The following is a 14,688-nucleotide window of genomic DNA, read 5'->3' as shown; positions in this document are numbered from 1 at the left end:
CGTATCCATGATTGCTTATAGTCTGAGTGACCTTTGATACTTTTGCGACTCAGGAAAAACGAAGCAACATGAAAAAAATACTAATCAGCTTATTAATCCTTGCGCTGTTTGCCGGATGCGGTGATAAAAACAAAGACTACCTCGTAAAAATCAAAACGAAGTACGGTGACATGACGGTAGTTCTCTATGATGAAACTCCGCTTCATAAGAAGAATTTTTTGGAGCTAGCCAATTCAGGTCGTTACGATAGCACAACTTTCCACAGAATTGTGGAAGACTTTATGATCCAGGGTGGCAATGTGGCTGAAAAGGAAAACATTCGAGAAAAAGAAGAAGACCGCATTCCTGCTGAAATAGTAGATGGTATATATCACACCAAGGGATCATTAGCTGCTGCTCGCCAGGGTGACGCTTCAAATCCGGAAAAGAAATCTTCTGCTTCCCAATTCTATATCATAGATGGTATGTCATGGGAATTTATGACCACAGATGTTCGGCAACTAAATCAACGAATGAGTGCCTTACTACAAGACACTGCTTACAGTGATCTTCTTAAACAATTTCAAGACCTGGCGCAAAAAAGAGATAATGCCGGCATGACAGCCTTGTCATTAGCCAATAAGGAGTTGGTAGAAGAAAAATACAATATTGATTTAAGTGTAGATCCCTCACAATACGCTGATGCATATCATGGCATAGGAGGCTACCCACCTCTAGACGGAGAATACACTGTGTTTGGTAAAGTTGTTGATGGACTTGACGTCATTGATAAACTTGCTGCGATAGAAACAAAAAGGAATCCAGCAAGTGGTGAAAAGTCTCTTCCTCTTGAAGATGTCTATCTTACAATGGAGGTGATTGAGATGAAGAAAAAAGAAGTAACTGAGAAGTTTGGTTATACGTACTCAGAAGAATGACTAAAGTCTTAATCACCGGTGCAAATGGTTTACTGGGCCAAAAGCTGGTGCAGCTTTATGAGGAAGATCAGGATGTTGAGGTCATTGCCACCGGTAGGGGCGAAAACCGAAATCTTGCTGGTACATATTCCTATGAACAAATGGACATTACTTCGCAAGAAGAAGTAATGCAAGTGATCAAAAAGCATACACCTGATGTGGTGATCAATACAGCTGCGATGACTCATGTAGATCAATGTGAGTTAAACCCGGATGACTGCTGGAAGCTGAATGTAGATGCAGTGAACCACCTCATTGAGGCGTGTGAAAAAACAGATAGTTTTCTGATTCACCTTTCTACTGACTTCATCTTCGATGGAGAAGATGGTCCATACATTGAAGAAGATTTGCCCAACCCACTTAGTAAGTACGCTGAGAGTAAACTGGAATCTGAGAAGCTGCTAAAGGCTAGTGGAATTAGGCATGCAATAGCGCGAACGATGCTGGTCTACGGTATTGTCCATGACATGAGCCGTTCTAATATAATTCTTTGGGTGAAAGAAAGCCTTGAGCAGAAAAAACTGATTAAAGTGGTGAATGACCAATGGCGCACTCCAACCCTCGCAGAAGATTTGGCAAAAGGATGTGCATTAATTGCTAAAAATAAGGCAGAAGGAGTCTTCCATATCTCAGGAAAGGATTTACTTACCCCTTATGACATGGCTGTTGCTACAGCTGAATTTTTTAATCTGGACAAGTCATTGATTGAGAAAGTGGACGCTTCCATTTTCACTCAACCCGCGAAACGACCTCCGAAGACCGGATTTATTTTAGATAAGGCAAGGAAGGAATTAGGGTATGAGCCTGTTACTTTTACAGAAGGATTAGCCATCTTAAAATCTCAGCTTGCCCATGCTTGATGTTGTTATCCTTACCGACGAGCGGTACGTCAACCCAAAAAAAAGAAACGAATACGTTAATAATGTAATTACCGAGGATCAGCTGGTGATGGATGCTTTGGAAAAGCTGAAACTCAAAACAAAAAAGGTTGCATGGTCAGACAAAACGTTCGACTGGACTCAAACTAAAGTGGCATTGTTTCGGACCACCTGGGACTATGCAGAGCGATTTGACGCTTTTAGCGACTGGCTGATGGAAGTCTCTCTAAAAACAAAACTGATCAATGATTACGACACAGTAATATGGAATCTGGACAAGCACTACCTCACCGAACTGAAGGACAAAGGTGTGAATGTTGTGGAGACCTATTTCGTGGAGCCGGGAGATAAGCGATCACTTCAAGAAGTGTATGAAGAGACCGGGTGGCAGGATATTATCCTCAAGCCAGCTATCTCAGCAGCTGCTAAAGACACCTTTAAACTCTCGCCCGATACGATCAGCAATTTAGAGGATCGGTATGCCTATCTGATCAAAGATGAGTCCATGATGATACAGCCTTTCCAGGAGGATGTATTGAAGAGGGGAGAACTTTCCCTCATGCTCATCGGAGATGAATACACTCATGCCGTTCTCAAGGCTGCTAAGCCGGGAGATTTCCGAGTACAAGATGATTTCGGTGGTACCGTGAAAAATTACAAACCCACAAAAGCAGAAATAGATCTGGCAAAAGCGGCTGTGGGAGCATGCGATACACTTCCTCTCTACGCCAGGGTAGATATCGTGAATGATAATAACGGCAACCCAGCAGTATCTGAACTTGAGCTTGTAGAGCCTGAGATGTGGTTTAGAAAAAATGAGAAAGCAGCCCACAGATTAGCAGAGAGGGTAAATAAGATTGTTTTTAGTTAGTTCCCGACAACAAACTCTTAGGGATTAAACCCCCTAACACATAAGAAATTCCTCTTTTTATTGTATCTTTTATTCATGCCTATTGATCAAACCACATATAAAGGCAAGAAAATTATTACGGTGAGCTACGAGGATTTTCAATCCAAAGAATTGATGATTGAGTCTGCAAAGCGACTGGCTGATTATATCCTTTCACAGCCTGAAGATCACATCCGTGTTTTTATGGATTTAAATGAAGCACTTGGTAGTCGTGAATTTATGGCCGCTTCTAAAGCAGCTCGGCTCAGGGTATACGCTGAGAAAACAACCACCAGTGCTGCCATTGGTGTTACAGGTATGAAAAAAGTCCTATTGAAAGGATATAATGCTATCAGCAAATCGAAAGGTGTTGTCCCTTTTGATACAAAAGAGCAGGCTCTGGAATATTTAATCTCTGACGGAGAGGAATAGCCTATCGCTCCACCACTATCTTCCGCGAAATGATCCTGTTGCCTGACTGGATGTTTAGAATATAAAGTCCCTCAACCAGTTTAGATAAATTTACTTTTTCAGAGCTTCCATATACTTGCTTTTTCATAAGTTGGTTGCCCTGAAGAGAGAATATACCGTATGTGAATCCTGACTTGCTATTGCTTTCAATCGTGAGAACTTCATCCACTACAGTAGGATAAATATTGTAGTCTGATAATTCATCTGATGCAGATAGAATCACCAGCTCTATGGATTGAGTCAAGGTATCGCTTGTGCACCCATTTGTTGCAATTAGGATTACCTCATACATTCCTTCTTCCTGGTATTGGTGCATCGGAGTTTCTAAAAACGAATGACCTCCATCGCCAAATGCCCATTCAAAATCAGTAGCATGAAGCGAGCTATTGGTGAATATAATTTCGCCTGATATATCATCTAGCTCATAAGTAAAATCAGCCTTCGGGGTGTCAAGCACATGCAATGTCATCACATCAGAAGTTAGCTCGGATTCTCCATTCGAAATAATGCATCGATATTGATTTCCGCTCTGCGATTGCTCCAGTGTATGGGCGTGCATCATAGTGGTTTGAGTATTCTTATATCGTTCAAAATCATCAATGTTTTTAAATCCAGATCCATCATCTACCTGCCACTGAAATTCCAAATTAGTTCCAACAACATTGATTGGAATATCTAAGTGCGCACCAACACATGTCTCAACATTTGTTGGCTGATCAACTATATAAAAGGACTTTTGCTTTAGCACAAACAACCCATTAGTGATATCACTTACCGCAATATTTCCAGACGGAAAATATGGATAGTTACTCCATGTGCCTATAAAATCGGTCACGTCACTGGAAACAAAGGTGTCAAAAAAAGCCTCTTCATGCAGACTCCCCTGGCTGATACCAGTGGTATCAAGTATTCTCAACCCATTTGCATAGTTTGATTCATACACATAATTGTCTTTCACATATAAATTGTGGTCTATGGCCTGAGTTCCATGCTCATAATATCCCAGTAGTGTAGGGTTGTCAAGATCCTGCACATCCCAGATAAACGTTCGGGTATTTCTGCTCAGGTAGTACTCATCCAATTCATCATTGGAAAGAAAATATTTATGGTCTTCCGTTAGCCATCCCTGGTGCGTGTATTGAGCATCATATTCACCCTTTGATACTATACTTATGTCGCTTTTATCGTTCACATTGACAATGGTCACCTCGTCCTCATTCGAGTTAAAACAGATCTCCATCCCTTGGTAATCAGGATCAGGTCCATTGTAAATCACACACTGTGCATCATGCGTGTATCCATCCTCATCAAAGCAGCCGGCAAAAACCGGGTTTTTAGGGTCTGAAAGATCGATGATGTGCAAACCACCACCAGAACATTGGCTCCCTTCATTGGCTCCTACAGCATAGGCAAATCCTGTCTCTTCATTTATCACAATGTTGTGCGCTTTACCAATACCATCATAATGACCAGCTTCAGCGAATTGGTGGTCTTTAGACGGACTAGCCACATCACGAAGATCTGTTAGGTCAAATACCTGCAACCCATGACCCGAATCTTCACTCACGATGTAGGCGTGGTTTTGGTATACCTTAATGTCTCGCCAAACAGATTTAGCCTCATCGTGTAAGGTCTGATTAGTCGTAGTATTTTGAGAGTTATGCTCTATGAGAACACCCATGACAACCGGGTTGACCGGGTCAGTAATATCTACAAATGAGGTGCCGTTGGTCATTCCTACCAGCGCATATTCCCTGCCATTATCGGGATCAACCCAACCCCATATATCATTGATCCATCGGCCATTATGTTCTTCCGCGCCAAGATCTGGAGCTGTGATGTGTGACTGAAGGTCTATCCCAAAGCAGTCGTATTGGCCGGCTTTGCCATCTTCGCAGGGGGTTTGACTATAGGAAAAAAATGAAATTAAAGTGAAAAGGGTGAGAAGATTTTTCATAATCACGAATTTAACGGATCAAGAGATTAATGCTCTTTTTTACAACAAGATTAATACCAAAACTCTCTATTATTCAGTTATTCACTAAAATTCAAATTAAAAACTACCTCTGACAAAGGTGCTAATTGAGCAAGCTTAGGTAGGTCTTCATCAACTACTTTCCCGATTCTTGGGTATCCTCCCGTGGTTTGACAGTCATTCATCAGCACAATAGGGTGGCCATCTGGTGGTAATTGTATTGTTCCGGGTATCACTGCAGACGATGCTATTTCCTGTGCATCAATTTTGAGTTTTTCACCAGAAAGTCGAACACCCATTCGGTTGCTTGCTGCATCAATCGTAAATGTTTTTGTTTCCGGTAGTTCTTTGAGAAGATACCACTCAGGTCCTTTCAAAATGTGAATCAATTTCGTTTTTTGTAATAATTGCTCAGGGACTACCACTTGTTGGAGTAGGGTATGCGTCTTATCTGTTTCAAGCAAATCACCCTTCTGCAGCATCCTCCCTGCCATCCCACCAAAACCTGCCTGAACATAAGTGGAATAGCTACCAAAATCGTGTTTAGCATCGAGCAATCCACCAATTGAAATATAAGCATAACGCTTTTCTGGTTTGGAAACTTCAATGACATCACCTGCTTTAACATGTGCATTTCCATTCGTTTGGATTTCGCCATTTTTAGTCAGAGTAGCTCCTGTTACACCTAAAGAAGTGTCGGAGTGTGATTCAAAAGCTATTCCACCTAAGGCAATCTCAATGGTAGGATAATGGTTGGGATTGCTTACTAACTGGTTGGAGAGTTTCATAAGTGCTGGATCCATCGCTCCGGACTGTGGAATACCAAACCTTCGATACCCAAATCGTCCCAAATCCTGAATGGAAGAATGAGGACCTGCTTTTATTACTTTCAACTTCCCCATGTCTCAAACGCTTTCTGTGAAATTCTTACGAATCGATATTGAGTACCCACATCAATTAGAATGGGAGGCTTTCGATTTAGGTCAAAGATTTTAGTAGGCGTTCTACCGATGATATTCCAACCTCCAGGACTCTGAAGTGAATAAATGCCTGTCTGTGTACCAGCAATACCTACTGCCCCAGCGGGAAGAAGTTTCCTGGGTGTGTCAAGTCTGGGACAAGCAATTTGATCAGCAAGACCATCAGCATAAATAAACCCAGGAGTAAAGCCCATGAACAATGATCGATACGTACCACTTAAATGAATGTCAATGACTTTTTCTATCGGGAAGTTGGCATGTTCAGCTACTCGCTCCAGATCAAAGCCTACTTCATAACAAATCGGCAACTCAATGATATCATCGCCTTTCCCAGGTTGATTAATCTTTGATTTCTTTCCATTCAAAACTTTACGAACATCAACTATCGAGAGTGAAGTGAAAATAGCAATCGAATGATAGGCCGGAACGATATCATTCAGATCATCGGCAAGTAGCTTTTCAATCAGGTGAGTGCTATCATGAATCTTATCAATCGGGATATCTGGTGCACATTCCATTAGGATCACCTGTTCACCCAGAAGAGAGACTCTCCATGAAATATCATTAAACTGCAGCGATCCGGACTCCTTTACTGACAAGATGTTGATTGATTTCTTTCGCTAAAGTTACAGCTCCTTCCGTATCGCTGTGAAGACAAATGGATTGGATTTCCAAAGGCAACCACTCTTGTGCCTTAACCCTATGGTTAATCACCAATTCATCCACCTGCTTCAACACATCCGCAAGCTTCAGTACAGCCCCATCTAACGTTCGGGATCGTAGGGTGCCATCCGACTCATATTGCCTGTCAGCAAATCCTTCAGAAATGAAGGTATAGCCTCGCCTTTTAGCAACCCTTTCACTACTTGAGTTTGCTAATCCCATCCACAGGGTGTTGGGACAAACCTCTTCAATCACTTTTAAAATCAATTCCGAAATGAAAGGATCTTTTGCGGCTTGATTATAGAGTGCTCCATGAGGTTTGATATGGTGTAAAGACGCACCTTCTTCCTCACAAATCCGCTGTACTATTTCGATCTGATCCTTGATACTAGCAGCCAGATCACCCAGCTGGATCAGCATGACTTTACGTCCAAAATTTTCCTTATCCGGATAAGATGGATGTGCACCTATTGCTACTTCATGCTTCAATGCCAGTCTAACTGTTTTTCTCACAGTAGTCTCATTACCCACATGACCTCCACAGGCAATATTGCAAGAGGAGATGTATGGCATGATTTGCTCATCCAGGTCACTATCAGGGTGTTCACCCAGGTCGGCATTGAGGTCGATTGTTCTTATAGTGGCAGACATTTCGAACGCAGTGAGAAATCTTTACTTATTCGTAAATATCTCTCCTTTCACTCGAGATGACAAAGTGATGCTTATTTTTAGACGCTAAACCTTAGTGATATGAAAAAGCTTGCATTAGGTAACCTACAAAAAGCTAAACACGCTATTCAAACTTCTGAAGCTGACGATTAAGCTGATTGCGATTACGAGAATAGCAAGTCCATTTTGCCATGGTTTATTCACGTATTGGTTTAACAGTGACTTCTTATTGCAGAGGTAGATCAAAAAGAAAACAATCACAGGTAGCAGAATTCCATTGGCTACCTGGGCGATTTGGATTACCTCGATTGGTTTATATCCAATCATCGAAAAAAGAACACCTATTGCCAGTATCAGCATCCAGATGATCCGAAACTTCAGGCTTTTCAAATTGGAATTCCATCCAAAAATTCCCTTCGCAGCATAAGCGGCAGCAAGCGGAGCGGTAATGGCAGAAGAAATGCCCGCCGCAAACAACCCAAGCCCAAGAAAATATCTGGCCCAACTCCCTAAAAGAGGCTCTAACTGGATGGCCATTTCATTTAAGCCTGATACGCCCTTTCCAAAAATCGTTGCTGCACTGGTGATGACAATCGCCATGGATATTAATCCGCCCAAACCAATGGCAACTCCATTTTCCTTCTGTAAATCCTTCAAATCACTAGCCGACTTCCACTTCTGTGATACGGAGGAAGCATGCAGAAATAGATTATATGGCACAATGGTGGTTCCGATCAATCCAAGAATGGCCAATTGATTTTTTTCGGTGAAAGAAGGAATGAATAGCCCATTGACGATGGCAGAAAAATCCGGGTTAACGAGAATAGCTGTAATGACGAAAACCAAACTCATCAGGATCACCAGTCCAATGAGTATGCGTTCGATTATTTTAACCTTTCCAATGAACAAAACTCCGAAAGCAGAGAGCCCGATAACCAAAGCCCATGAAAAATCAAACTCGAATATCCCTGAAATGCCTAATACTGCACCAGAGATATTGCCGGCTTCATAAGCGGCATTTCCAACTATGATTGCTGCGAAAACCAGCATAATTGCAATGGTTTTCGCAATCGGATTTTCAATCTGAGATCGGATGGCTTCACCCAAACCATTTTGAGTGATCAGTCCGAGTCTGGCTGTCATTTCTTGTAAAATGATGGTTGCAATGGTTGCAAAGAGGAGCACCCATAACAATGAGTATCCAAAATTTGCTCCACTCAACGTGCAAACGGTCAAGGTGCCCGGGCCAATAAAAGCCGCCGTGACCAGCGTGCTGGGACCAAAATATTTTTTAAGAAAACTCATACATATCCGATCTCCGGCGTTAAGGGCACTTTGCTTTTTGCAAACTGTCCGGTTCCAAAAGCGATCTCTTTGCCGGCTTCATTGTACAGTTTAGATTCTGCTACAAACAGGCTTTTTGACTTAAACCTGACTGTACCAATTGCATTAAGCTTTCCTTCTGTAGCAGGCCTGATGATATTGATATTAAAAGAGGTGGTGAGTACAAATACATCAGACACAATTGAATTCACGGAAAAAAAAGCCGCATCGTCCAGCAATTTGAAATAAACCGAGCCATGAATTGCGCCTAGTGCATGGAAGTACTTTTTGTCAATCGTTAATCCGATTTCTGCTTTCTCCTCACTGATTCTTGCTGTTGTACTATCAAATATATCTGTGTTGACGTTTGCATTGAGGTACATCTGTTCAAGCTTTTTAAAGTGCTCTTTATTCATGGTGCTGCTTAATCCACTTTAAAGTTGAATGATACCGCATCTTCTTTTCGGTTGCCAACCGCATAGCTTTTCTCCATAAATGACACATTCCCTTCATAGTCAATAGTTAGTGCAGTGGAGCAGCAAGTTCCATAGTCCGGTGTTTTTATGCACATGGCGGACACAGCCTTCTCTCTATCATAATCCAACCCTGTTTCAGGTAGCTGATCATCCGGAGCTGTTTCCGTATCCTGCATCATCTCAATGAGTTGTTCAAGTTTAAATGGCTGCTTTATCAGTGTATTGAATTCACGCTTTGATTTCTCAACCTTTGGCCAGGGTGTATCCAAAAGGGCATTACTTAATCCATAAACTCCGGGATCAATCATGTTTACCTGTTTGTCATAATTGCTTACATGTGCGAGCTCTTGATCGAGCGTAATCAGATTAAATCCATTGTATTTATCTCCCGATGAAAATACGTCGCGGGAATAAGTTGTAGGTCGCTCTTTACTAAGCAGAAAGTTGACTGGCAGATCACCTCTCGACTGTGCATCAGATTTAATGTTTTGGATATCCCTGAAGTTTGTGACAGCTGCAAACCGACCATTTTTATGAATAGCCATCCAAGTTCCTTTGGCCTCCAAGTCTCTTCCTCCTAATATTTCAGGGTGGTCTTCCCACCAATGGGCAACTGCTGTAGGTCGAGCATAGAATTCGTCCCTGTTTGCCGCAAGGATAAACTTGTATTTTGGGTGGGCCTTATACGCATATGTGATTAGACACATGAATGAATCTGCTTTGAAATGAATAGTCTAATTTAGGATTTTCATACCATAAACTGACCAATGAAGAAAGTTCTTCAGTACCTCAAAGAATATCAGCGCTCACATTTCGATTGGAAATTATACCTGACGATACTCCTTTTCACTACGATCTGTATCATCTTCAACTATCGCTTTGATTTTGAAGATGGAGTCATAGATTCATACAATGGACAACCTATCAAGTGGTTGTGGATGTTTCTTTTCCATGGATTTCCATTCGTTGTTGTCTGTTTGATCTTATATTTCTTTGGTAAGAAGAAAGACTGGCTAAGTAGCAAAAGTTACTGGATAAAGTTCATCATTGGCTTTGGTCTACTGTCACTGGATCGTTCGTTTTATGGATTTGACGAATGGCTGAAGGTGCTACCCAGAATGGAGTATCACTTTATCATCCGGTGTGTGCATTGGGCATCCAGTTTGATTTTGGTGGTAATCCCCATGCTGATTTTATATCCCTTTTTGGAAAAGGATGAAACCAAAAACTATTACGGACTCAGCTGGAAACGATTTGATCCAAAACCCTATTTAGTCTTATTGGGGATTTCAGCTCTTTTTATCGGAATCGGATCTTTTATTGGGGACATCCAGGAGTTTTATCCGCGTTATACCGGTTCGGGCGCTAATCTTTACCTAAGCCAAAATCCCGATCTTGCAGAAGGCTGGCTGGTGGCTGCCTATGAGCTATGCTATGGAAGTAATTTTATTTCTGTTGAGTTAATATTTAGAGGGTTTCTAATCTTTGCCTTTACCAGAACGCTCGGTGGGTATGCTGTTCTACCCATGGTGGTAACCTATGCGTTCTTGCATTTCGGAAAGCCTTTAGGAGAAACGATCAGCTCAATATTCGGCGGGTATGTTCTGGGGATTATATCCTACAATAGTCGTAATATTTGGGGAGGTATATTTATTCATTTAGGTGTGGCCTGGCTAATGGAGTTGTTTGGGTGGTTGCATAAATAATGTCTAGTTATCATTCCTCTTCATCTACAAAAAATAGGAATTCGTGGTTTTTTCATTTTAATGGCTTAATCTTTGAATCACCTATCTGAAAAAATCATTCAGCCATGAAAAATCTTAGCTATATCCTCATATTGGTTGTTTTATGTGCCTGCTCTAGCGGTAAAAAGCTGTTTGAAAAGGGTGATTACGAAGCAGCTGTTTCAACCGCAGTTAACCGATTGCAAAAAAGCCCCGGCAACAAAAAGGCTCGATCTACACTGAAAAAAGCCTATCCTATGGCTCAAAAGGTTCACCTAAATAGGATCAAACAACTGAAGTCATCACAAGATCGATTTAAGTGGGACAGGATTGCCTCCTCTTATGGAAGGCTCAATCAGATGTATGATGAAATATGGAGATGCCCGGCGTGCATGGAAGTTTTCCCAAAGGTTGAAAACTATCGGAATGAATTTAATGATGCGGCAGTTTTGGCGGCAGATGAGCGATATGATGCGGGAGTGCTGGAGTTGGCCAAAGGAACTCGCGAGTCTGCTATTGATGCGTACCGCCATTTTCAACGAGTACAGGAGCTTCGCCCAAACTATAAGGACACTCCACAAAAACTTGAGGAGTCTAAATACTATGCTACACTTAAAGTAGTCATTGATCAAATCCCTGTGCATTCGCGTTCGCTTGGGCTGAGTCATGAATTCTTCCAGAATCGGCTCTATGAGTTTGTTGAGAGAGGGCGATTCAATGAATTTGTTCGATTCTACAGCCCTGCAGAAGCCAACAACGAAGGACTGGATCAACCAGATCATATCGTGGTAATGCAGTTTGATGATTTCGTGGTAGGCCAATCATTTATGAAAGAATCCACCAAGCAGCTAACCAAAGACAGTGTGGTGGTTGGTCAGGTCGAAATTGAAGGGGTAACAAGAGATGCCTATGGAACGGTGGAAGCTGAGTATACTGAGTTTTCTAAATACCTTGATTCCAGAGGTTTGCTCGACATGAAAATCTTTGATGCAAGAACCAATAAGATTTTATTTCAGCGAAAGATGTCAGGGGAGTATCGGTGGCTTTCTGAATGGGCGTCTTTTCAGGGTGATAAGCGTGCATTAAGCAATGAACAACTTCTGCGATCAAAGCAACGTGAGGCGCCTGCTCCACCTCCACAGTTCCTTTTTGAGCAATTCTGTGCTCCCATTTATGATCAGGCGGTAGGACATATCAGGAGTTTCTACAGAGGCTATTGATTATATATTTTTGCACTGTTCGGGATGTGGCTCAGTCCGGTTAGAGTACCCGCTTAGGGTGCGGGAGGTCGCTGGTTCGAATCCAGTCATCCCGACTTCATTGCATTTCGTCGGGCAGGCCCGACATGTTAAGCCACCTTAGGGTGGCTTTTTTGTTATGGTTTTGGATGAGAACCAGCGAAGCGGTTCAAAATCGAGGAGGTACGACGAAGATTCACGAAGGGTCGTGCGGCAAGGGTGTGCGTTTGAGTAATCCAGTCATCCCGATATAGGATCAAGCACTTCGAAGGGCTGGAGGTCGCTGGGTGGAACGCCACTCCGATCGATCCAGTCATCCCGACTTCATTGCATTTCGTCGGGCAAGCCCGACATGTTAAGCCACCTTTTTAGGTGGCTTTTTTGTTTACGCTTTTGGATGAGAACCAGCGAAGCGGTTCGAAATCAAGGAGGTACAACGAAGATTCACGAGGGTCGTGCGGCAAGGGTGTGCGTATGAGCAATCCAGTCATCCCGATATAGGATCAAGCACTTCGAAGGGCTGGAGGGCGCTGGGTGGAACGCCACTCCGATCGATCCAGTCATCCCGACTTCATTGCATTTCGTCGGGCAGGCCCGACATGTTAAGCCACCTTTTTAGGTGGCTTTTTTGTTTAACTGTCCTGAGCTTCTACGAATCGCTTAAAATTCTCCATCCATCTACGGACGGGTTTTTTGTACATCCCGGGAAAAAGAATTGAAATCAGCTTGGGCATGAACCAATCAATACGTGTGTATTCAACAAAGGTCTGATACCTGGTTTCATTTTCACCAAGTGAAGTGAACGCACATTTCATTGTGTTGTCCATGTGTTTATGATGATAAAATGCCTCAAAATATTTTGGTAATTTGTTTGAGATGATGGTTTCTGTTAGCGCCATTTCATATTTTCCATTCTTGTAGTACATCTTCGAAACAGCCCCATTCTGGCCCTTCTCTCCCTCTTCTAAAACCTTCTTTACAAAACCCTCCTGATATTCGCCAAGATATTTTGGGTCTTCAAAATATTTTGCAACTATACCAATGGGTTTATTAATATCAATGTGACCTTCAAATTTCATAGCAAATTGTGTTTGGGTGAAATCAAGACTTTCTTAAGTTAATCAACCCTAATTAACACCTGTGCGTAAACTCTAGAAATTTCACTGCTATGAAATCAACATCCTACCTCATTTTTCTACTTATACAATTATTCGCCTTTTCCCAATCAGAAATTAAAATCATTGAGGATGATGAGCCTGGCATTCCTTTCACGTATGAGCTATTGGTAATGGATTCCGAAACAAAGAAACCAATATCGGGTGCTGAGGTGTATACCTACCAGACTAACCATATCGGTGACTATGAAAGTGAGCGACCAAGAGATGCGAGAATCAGTGGTACACTATATACGGATGCAAATGGAAAAGGAAAAGTGGTGACCATATTCCCACGAGGGTATAATGATGCAGAGACTGGTGAGCATATCCATTATACAGTGAAGGCTGATGGATACAATGACACTTCGCCCACACTCATTTTCGCAGACTATTACAATAATCGATATGATTTTGATAATCCTTACACTTATAAAGCTTATCTAAAAGAAATGAAAGAGAAAGAGGGAAAGCGAACCGGAACAATTGTTCTTTTCCTTGCTAAAGAGTAAGCTATTTCCCCTTAGAATCTCTCTTAAAAGCCAACTTGTTTTCCGTAGAAGCCGCCTCATCAAAGTAGTAGCCTTCATAATCAAACGCTCTCAAATCTTCCGGATTGGTAATTTGGTGCTCAATCATGAATCGGGACATCAAACCGCGAGCTTTCTTCGCATAAAAAGAGATGATCTTGTACTTCCCATTCTTTAAATGCTTGAATTCGACATCAATTACCCGTGCAGGCATATCCTTTTTATCAACAGACTTGAAGTATTCGTTGGAAGCAAGGTTCAATATGATATCATCTCCTTGTTCTTTCAAGTCATAGACAAGTAAGTCCAGAATTTTGCGATCCCAGTATTCATAAAGCGTATTATAGTCATCAAATGCAAGCTTCGTTCCCATCTCCAATCGATAGGGTTGAATGAGGTCCAATGGCCGAAGTAACCCATAAAGCCCGGATAGAATTCGAAAATGCTTTTGGGCAAACTCCATTTTCTTTTCATCAAAAGTCTCTGCTTGCAGTCCCTGATATACATCTCCATTAAATGCAAGAGCGGCAGGTTTGGCATTGTCAGCTGTATGCGCGGGATCAAACTCTTTGAATCGATGAACATTCAATCCTGCAAGCTGTCGGCTGATGGTCATCAACTCTGAGACTTCATCGACAGACTTTTTCCGCATCACATCAATCAGCTCATTGGTACACTCCATTAATCTTGGCTGAGAGGTAGGTGTATCAAATTTTGTTTTAAAATCAAGATTTTTGGCTGGAGAGACTACTGCAATCATGA

General features: G+C 41.9%; 16 protein-coding genes and 1 tRNA gene. 8 read left to right on the top strand and 9 right to left on the bottom strand.

Annotated elements, in window-relative coordinates; genetic code table 11:
* Nucleotides 1–68: 68 nt before the first annotated feature.
* From CHB71_RS01800 to CHB71_RS01785, 4 genes are all read left to right on the top strand, one after another.
* A complete protein-coding gene (locus CHB71_RS01800) occupies nucleotides 69–917 on the top strand; it encodes a peptidylprolyl isomerase (RefSeq protein WP_144017297.1) in 849 nt (282 codons plus the stop codon).
* Entirely contained in the window at nucleotides 914–1,816 is a 903-nt protein-coding gene (locus CHB71_RS01795; protein WP_089355166.1) for an SDR family oxidoreductase, read from the top strand. Before CHB71_RS01800 ends, CHB71_RS01795 begins: the two co-directional genes overlap by 4 nt.
* Nucleotides 1,809–2,705: an ATP-grasp domain-containing protein gene (locus CHB71_RS01790; RefSeq protein ID WP_221406660.1), complete on the top strand. Its 897-nt coding sequence runs from the start codon at nucleotides 1,809–1,811 to the stop codon at nucleotides 2,703–2,705. The genes CHB71_RS01795 and CHB71_RS01790 overlap by 8 nt, the downstream gene beginning before the upstream one ends.
* 75 nt (nucleotides 2,706–2,780) lie before the next feature.
* Nucleotides 2,781–3,155 (top strand): hypothetical protein, encoded by a 375-nt coding sequence (locus tag CHB71_RS01785; protein ID WP_089355164.1) that lies wholly within the window; start codon nucleotides 2,781–2,783, stop codon nucleotides 3,153–3,155.
* 1 nt (nucleotide 3,156) lies between these two features.
* Here CHB71_RS01785 and CHB71_RS01780 read toward each other — a convergent pair whose 3' ends face one another.
* The 7 genes from CHB71_RS01780 to CHB71_RS01750 form a co-directional block, all read right to left on the bottom strand.
* Nucleotides 3,157–5,151, bottom strand: a complete 1,995-nt coding sequence (locus CHB71_RS01780) for a choice-of-anchor B family protein (RefSeq protein ID WP_089355163.1) — start codon at nucleotides 5,149–5,151, stop codon at nucleotides 3,157–3,159.
* 77 nt (nucleotides 5,152–5,228) lie between these two features.
* Complete coding sequence (locus tag CHB71_RS01775) at nucleotides 5,229–6,071, bottom strand: 5-oxoprolinase subunit C family protein (protein WP_089355162.1); 843 nt, start codon at nucleotides 6,069–6,071, stop codon at nucleotides 5,229–5,231.
* On the bottom strand, nucleotides 6,059–6,748 hold the full coding sequence (pxpB, locus tag CHB71_RS01770) for a 5-oxoprolinase subunit PxpB (RefSeq protein ID WP_144017296.1): 690 nt from the start codon (nucleotides 6,746–6,748) through the stop codon (nucleotides 6,059–6,061). Before pxpB ends, CHB71_RS01775 begins: the two co-directional genes overlap by 13 nt.
* Nucleotides 6,714–7,463: a 5-oxoprolinase subunit PxpA gene (gene pxpA / locus CHB71_RS01765; protein WP_089355160.1), complete on the bottom strand. Its 750-nt coding sequence runs from the start codon at nucleotides 7,461–7,463 to the stop codon at nucleotides 6,714–6,716. Before pxpA ends, pxpB begins: the two co-directional genes overlap by 35 nt.
* A 123-nt stretch (nucleotides 7,464–7,586) precedes the next feature.
* Nucleotides 7,587–8,786 (bottom strand): Nramp family divalent metal transporter, encoded by a 1,200-nt coding sequence (locus CHB71_RS01760; protein WP_089355159.1) that lies wholly within the window; start codon nucleotides 8,784–8,786, stop codon nucleotides 7,587–7,589.
* The gene (locus tag CHB71_RS01755) at nucleotides 8,783–9,220 is read right to left on the bottom strand and encodes a PaaI family thioesterase (RefSeq protein WP_089355158.1); all 438 of its coding nucleotides are present in this window, start codon (nucleotides 9,218–9,220) and stop codon (nucleotides 8,783–8,785) included. Before CHB71_RS01755 ends, CHB71_RS01760 begins: the two co-directional genes overlap by 4 nt.
* Nucleotides 9,221–9,228: 8 nt before the next feature.
* Nucleotides 9,229–9,987: an NRDE family protein gene (locus CHB71_RS01750; RefSeq protein ID WP_089355157.1), complete on the bottom strand. Its 759-nt coding sequence runs from the start codon at nucleotides 9,985–9,987 to the stop codon at nucleotides 9,229–9,231.
* 60 nt (nucleotides 9,988–10,047) lie between these two features.
* Between CHB71_RS01750 and CHB71_RS01745 the strand changes: the two genes are divergently transcribed.
* From CHB71_RS01745 to CHB71_RS01735, 3 genes are all read left to right on the top strand, one after another.
* A complete protein-coding gene (locus CHB71_RS01745; RefSeq protein WP_089355156.1) occupies nucleotides 10,048–10,986 on the top strand; it encodes a CPBP family intramembrane glutamic endopeptidase in 939 nt (312 codons plus the stop codon).
* Nucleotides 10,987–11,090: 104 nt separating this feature from the next.
* Nucleotides 11,091–12,224, top strand: a complete 1,134-nt coding sequence (locus tag CHB71_RS01740) for a hypothetical protein (RefSeq protein WP_089355155.1) — start codon at nucleotides 11,091–11,093, stop codon at nucleotides 12,222–12,224.
* 20 nt (nucleotides 12,225–12,244) lie between these two features.
* Nucleotides 12,245–12,319, top strand: a tRNA-Pro gene (locus CHB71_RS01735).
* 555 nt (nucleotides 12,320–12,874) lie between these two features.
* On the opposite strand, the gene CHB71_RS01730 is transcribed toward CHB71_RS01735, so the two are convergent.
* Nucleotides 12,875–13,321, bottom strand: a complete 447-nt coding sequence (locus tag CHB71_RS01730) for an SRPBCC family protein (protein ID WP_089355154.1) — start codon at nucleotides 13,319–13,321, stop codon at nucleotides 12,875–12,877.
* Nucleotides 13,322–13,410: 89 nt separating this feature from the next.
* Here CHB71_RS01730 and CHB71_RS01725 point away from each other — a divergent pair, with 89 nt between their 5' ends.
* The gene (locus CHB71_RS01725; protein WP_089355153.1) at nucleotides 13,411–13,908 is read left to right on the top strand and encodes a dioxygenase family protein; all 498 of its coding nucleotides are present in this window, start codon (nucleotides 13,411–13,413) and stop codon (nucleotides 13,906–13,908) included.
* 1 nt (nucleotide 13,909) lies between these two features.
* On the opposite strand, the gene yaaA is transcribed toward CHB71_RS01725, so the two are convergent.
* Nucleotides 13,910–14,686, bottom strand: coding sequence for a peroxide stress protein YaaA (gene yaaA / locus CHB71_RS01720; protein WP_089355152.1), 777 nt, complete (start codon nucleotides 14,684–14,686; stop codon nucleotides 13,910–13,912).
* Nucleotides 14,687–14,688 lie beyond the last annotated feature (2 nt).

The organism is Ekhidna lutea (assembly GCF_900188325.1).
In the GTDB taxonomy this organism is placed as follows: Bacteria; Bacteroidota; Bacteroidia; order Cytophagales; family Cyclobacteriaceae; genus Ekhidna; species Ekhidna lutea.
Note: the sequence above shows the minus strand (reverse complement) of the source record. Positions and strands in the feature narration are given on the sequence as shown.

Excerpts from the sequence above, each read along its gene's own strand:
- CHB71_RS01800 (WP_144017297.1), top strand. The coding sequence starts at position 69 with ATGAAAAAAATACTAATCAGCTTATTAATCCTTGCGCTGTTTGCCGGA.
- CHB71_RS01795 (WP_089355166.1), top strand. The coding sequence starts at position 914 with ATGACTAAAGTCTTAATCACCGGTGCAAATGGTTTACTGGGCCAAAAG.
- CHB71_RS01790 (WP_221406660.1), top strand. The coding sequence starts at position 1,809 with ATGCTTGATGTTGTTATCCTTACCGACGAGCGGTACGTCAACCCAAAA.
- CHB71_RS01785 (WP_089355164.1), top strand. The coding sequence starts at position 2,781 with ATGCCTATTGATCAAACCACATATAAAGGCAAGAAAATTATTACGGTG.
- CHB71_RS01780 (WP_089355163.1), bottom strand. The coding sequence starts at position 5,151 with ATGAAAAATCTTCTCACCCTTTTCACTTTAATTTCATTTTTTTCCTAT.
- CHB71_RS01775 (WP_089355162.1), bottom strand. The coding sequence starts at position 6,071 with ATGGGGAAGTTGAAAGTAATAAAAGCAGGTCCTCATTCTTCCATTCAG.
- pxpA (WP_089355160.1), bottom strand. The coding sequence starts at position 7,463 with ATGTCTGCCACTATAAGAACAATCGACCTCAATGCCGACCTGGGTGAA.
- CHB71_RS01760 (WP_089355159.1), bottom strand. The coding sequence starts at position 8,786 with ATGAGTTTTCTTAAAAAATATTTTGGTCCCAGCACGCTGGTCACGGCG.
- CHB71_RS01755 (WP_089355158.1), bottom strand. The coding sequence starts at position 9,220 with ATGAATAAAGAGCACTTTAAAAAGCTTGAACAGATGTACCTCAATGCA.
- CHB71_RS01750 (WP_089355157.1), bottom strand. The coding sequence starts at position 9,987 with ATGTGTCTAATCACATATGCGTATAAGGCCCACCCAAAATACAAGTTT.
- CHB71_RS01745 (WP_089355156.1), top strand. The coding sequence starts at position 10,048 with ATGAAGAAAGTTCTTCAGTACCTCAAAGAATATCAGCGCTCACATTTC.
- CHB71_RS01740 (WP_089355155.1), top strand. The coding sequence starts at position 11,091 with ATGAAAAATCTTAGCTATATCCTCATATTGGTTGTTTTATGTGCCTGC.
- CHB71_RS01730 (WP_089355154.1), bottom strand. The coding sequence starts at position 13,321 with ATGAAATTTGAAGGTCACATTGATATTAATAAACCCATTGGTATAGTT.
- CHB71_RS01725 (WP_089355153.1), top strand. The coding sequence starts at position 13,411 with ATGAAATCAACATCCTACCTCATTTTTCTACTTATACAATTATTCGCC.
- yaaA (WP_089355152.1), bottom strand. The coding sequence starts at position 14,686 with ATGATTGCAGTAGTCTCTCCAGCCAAAAATCTTGATTTTAAAACAAAA.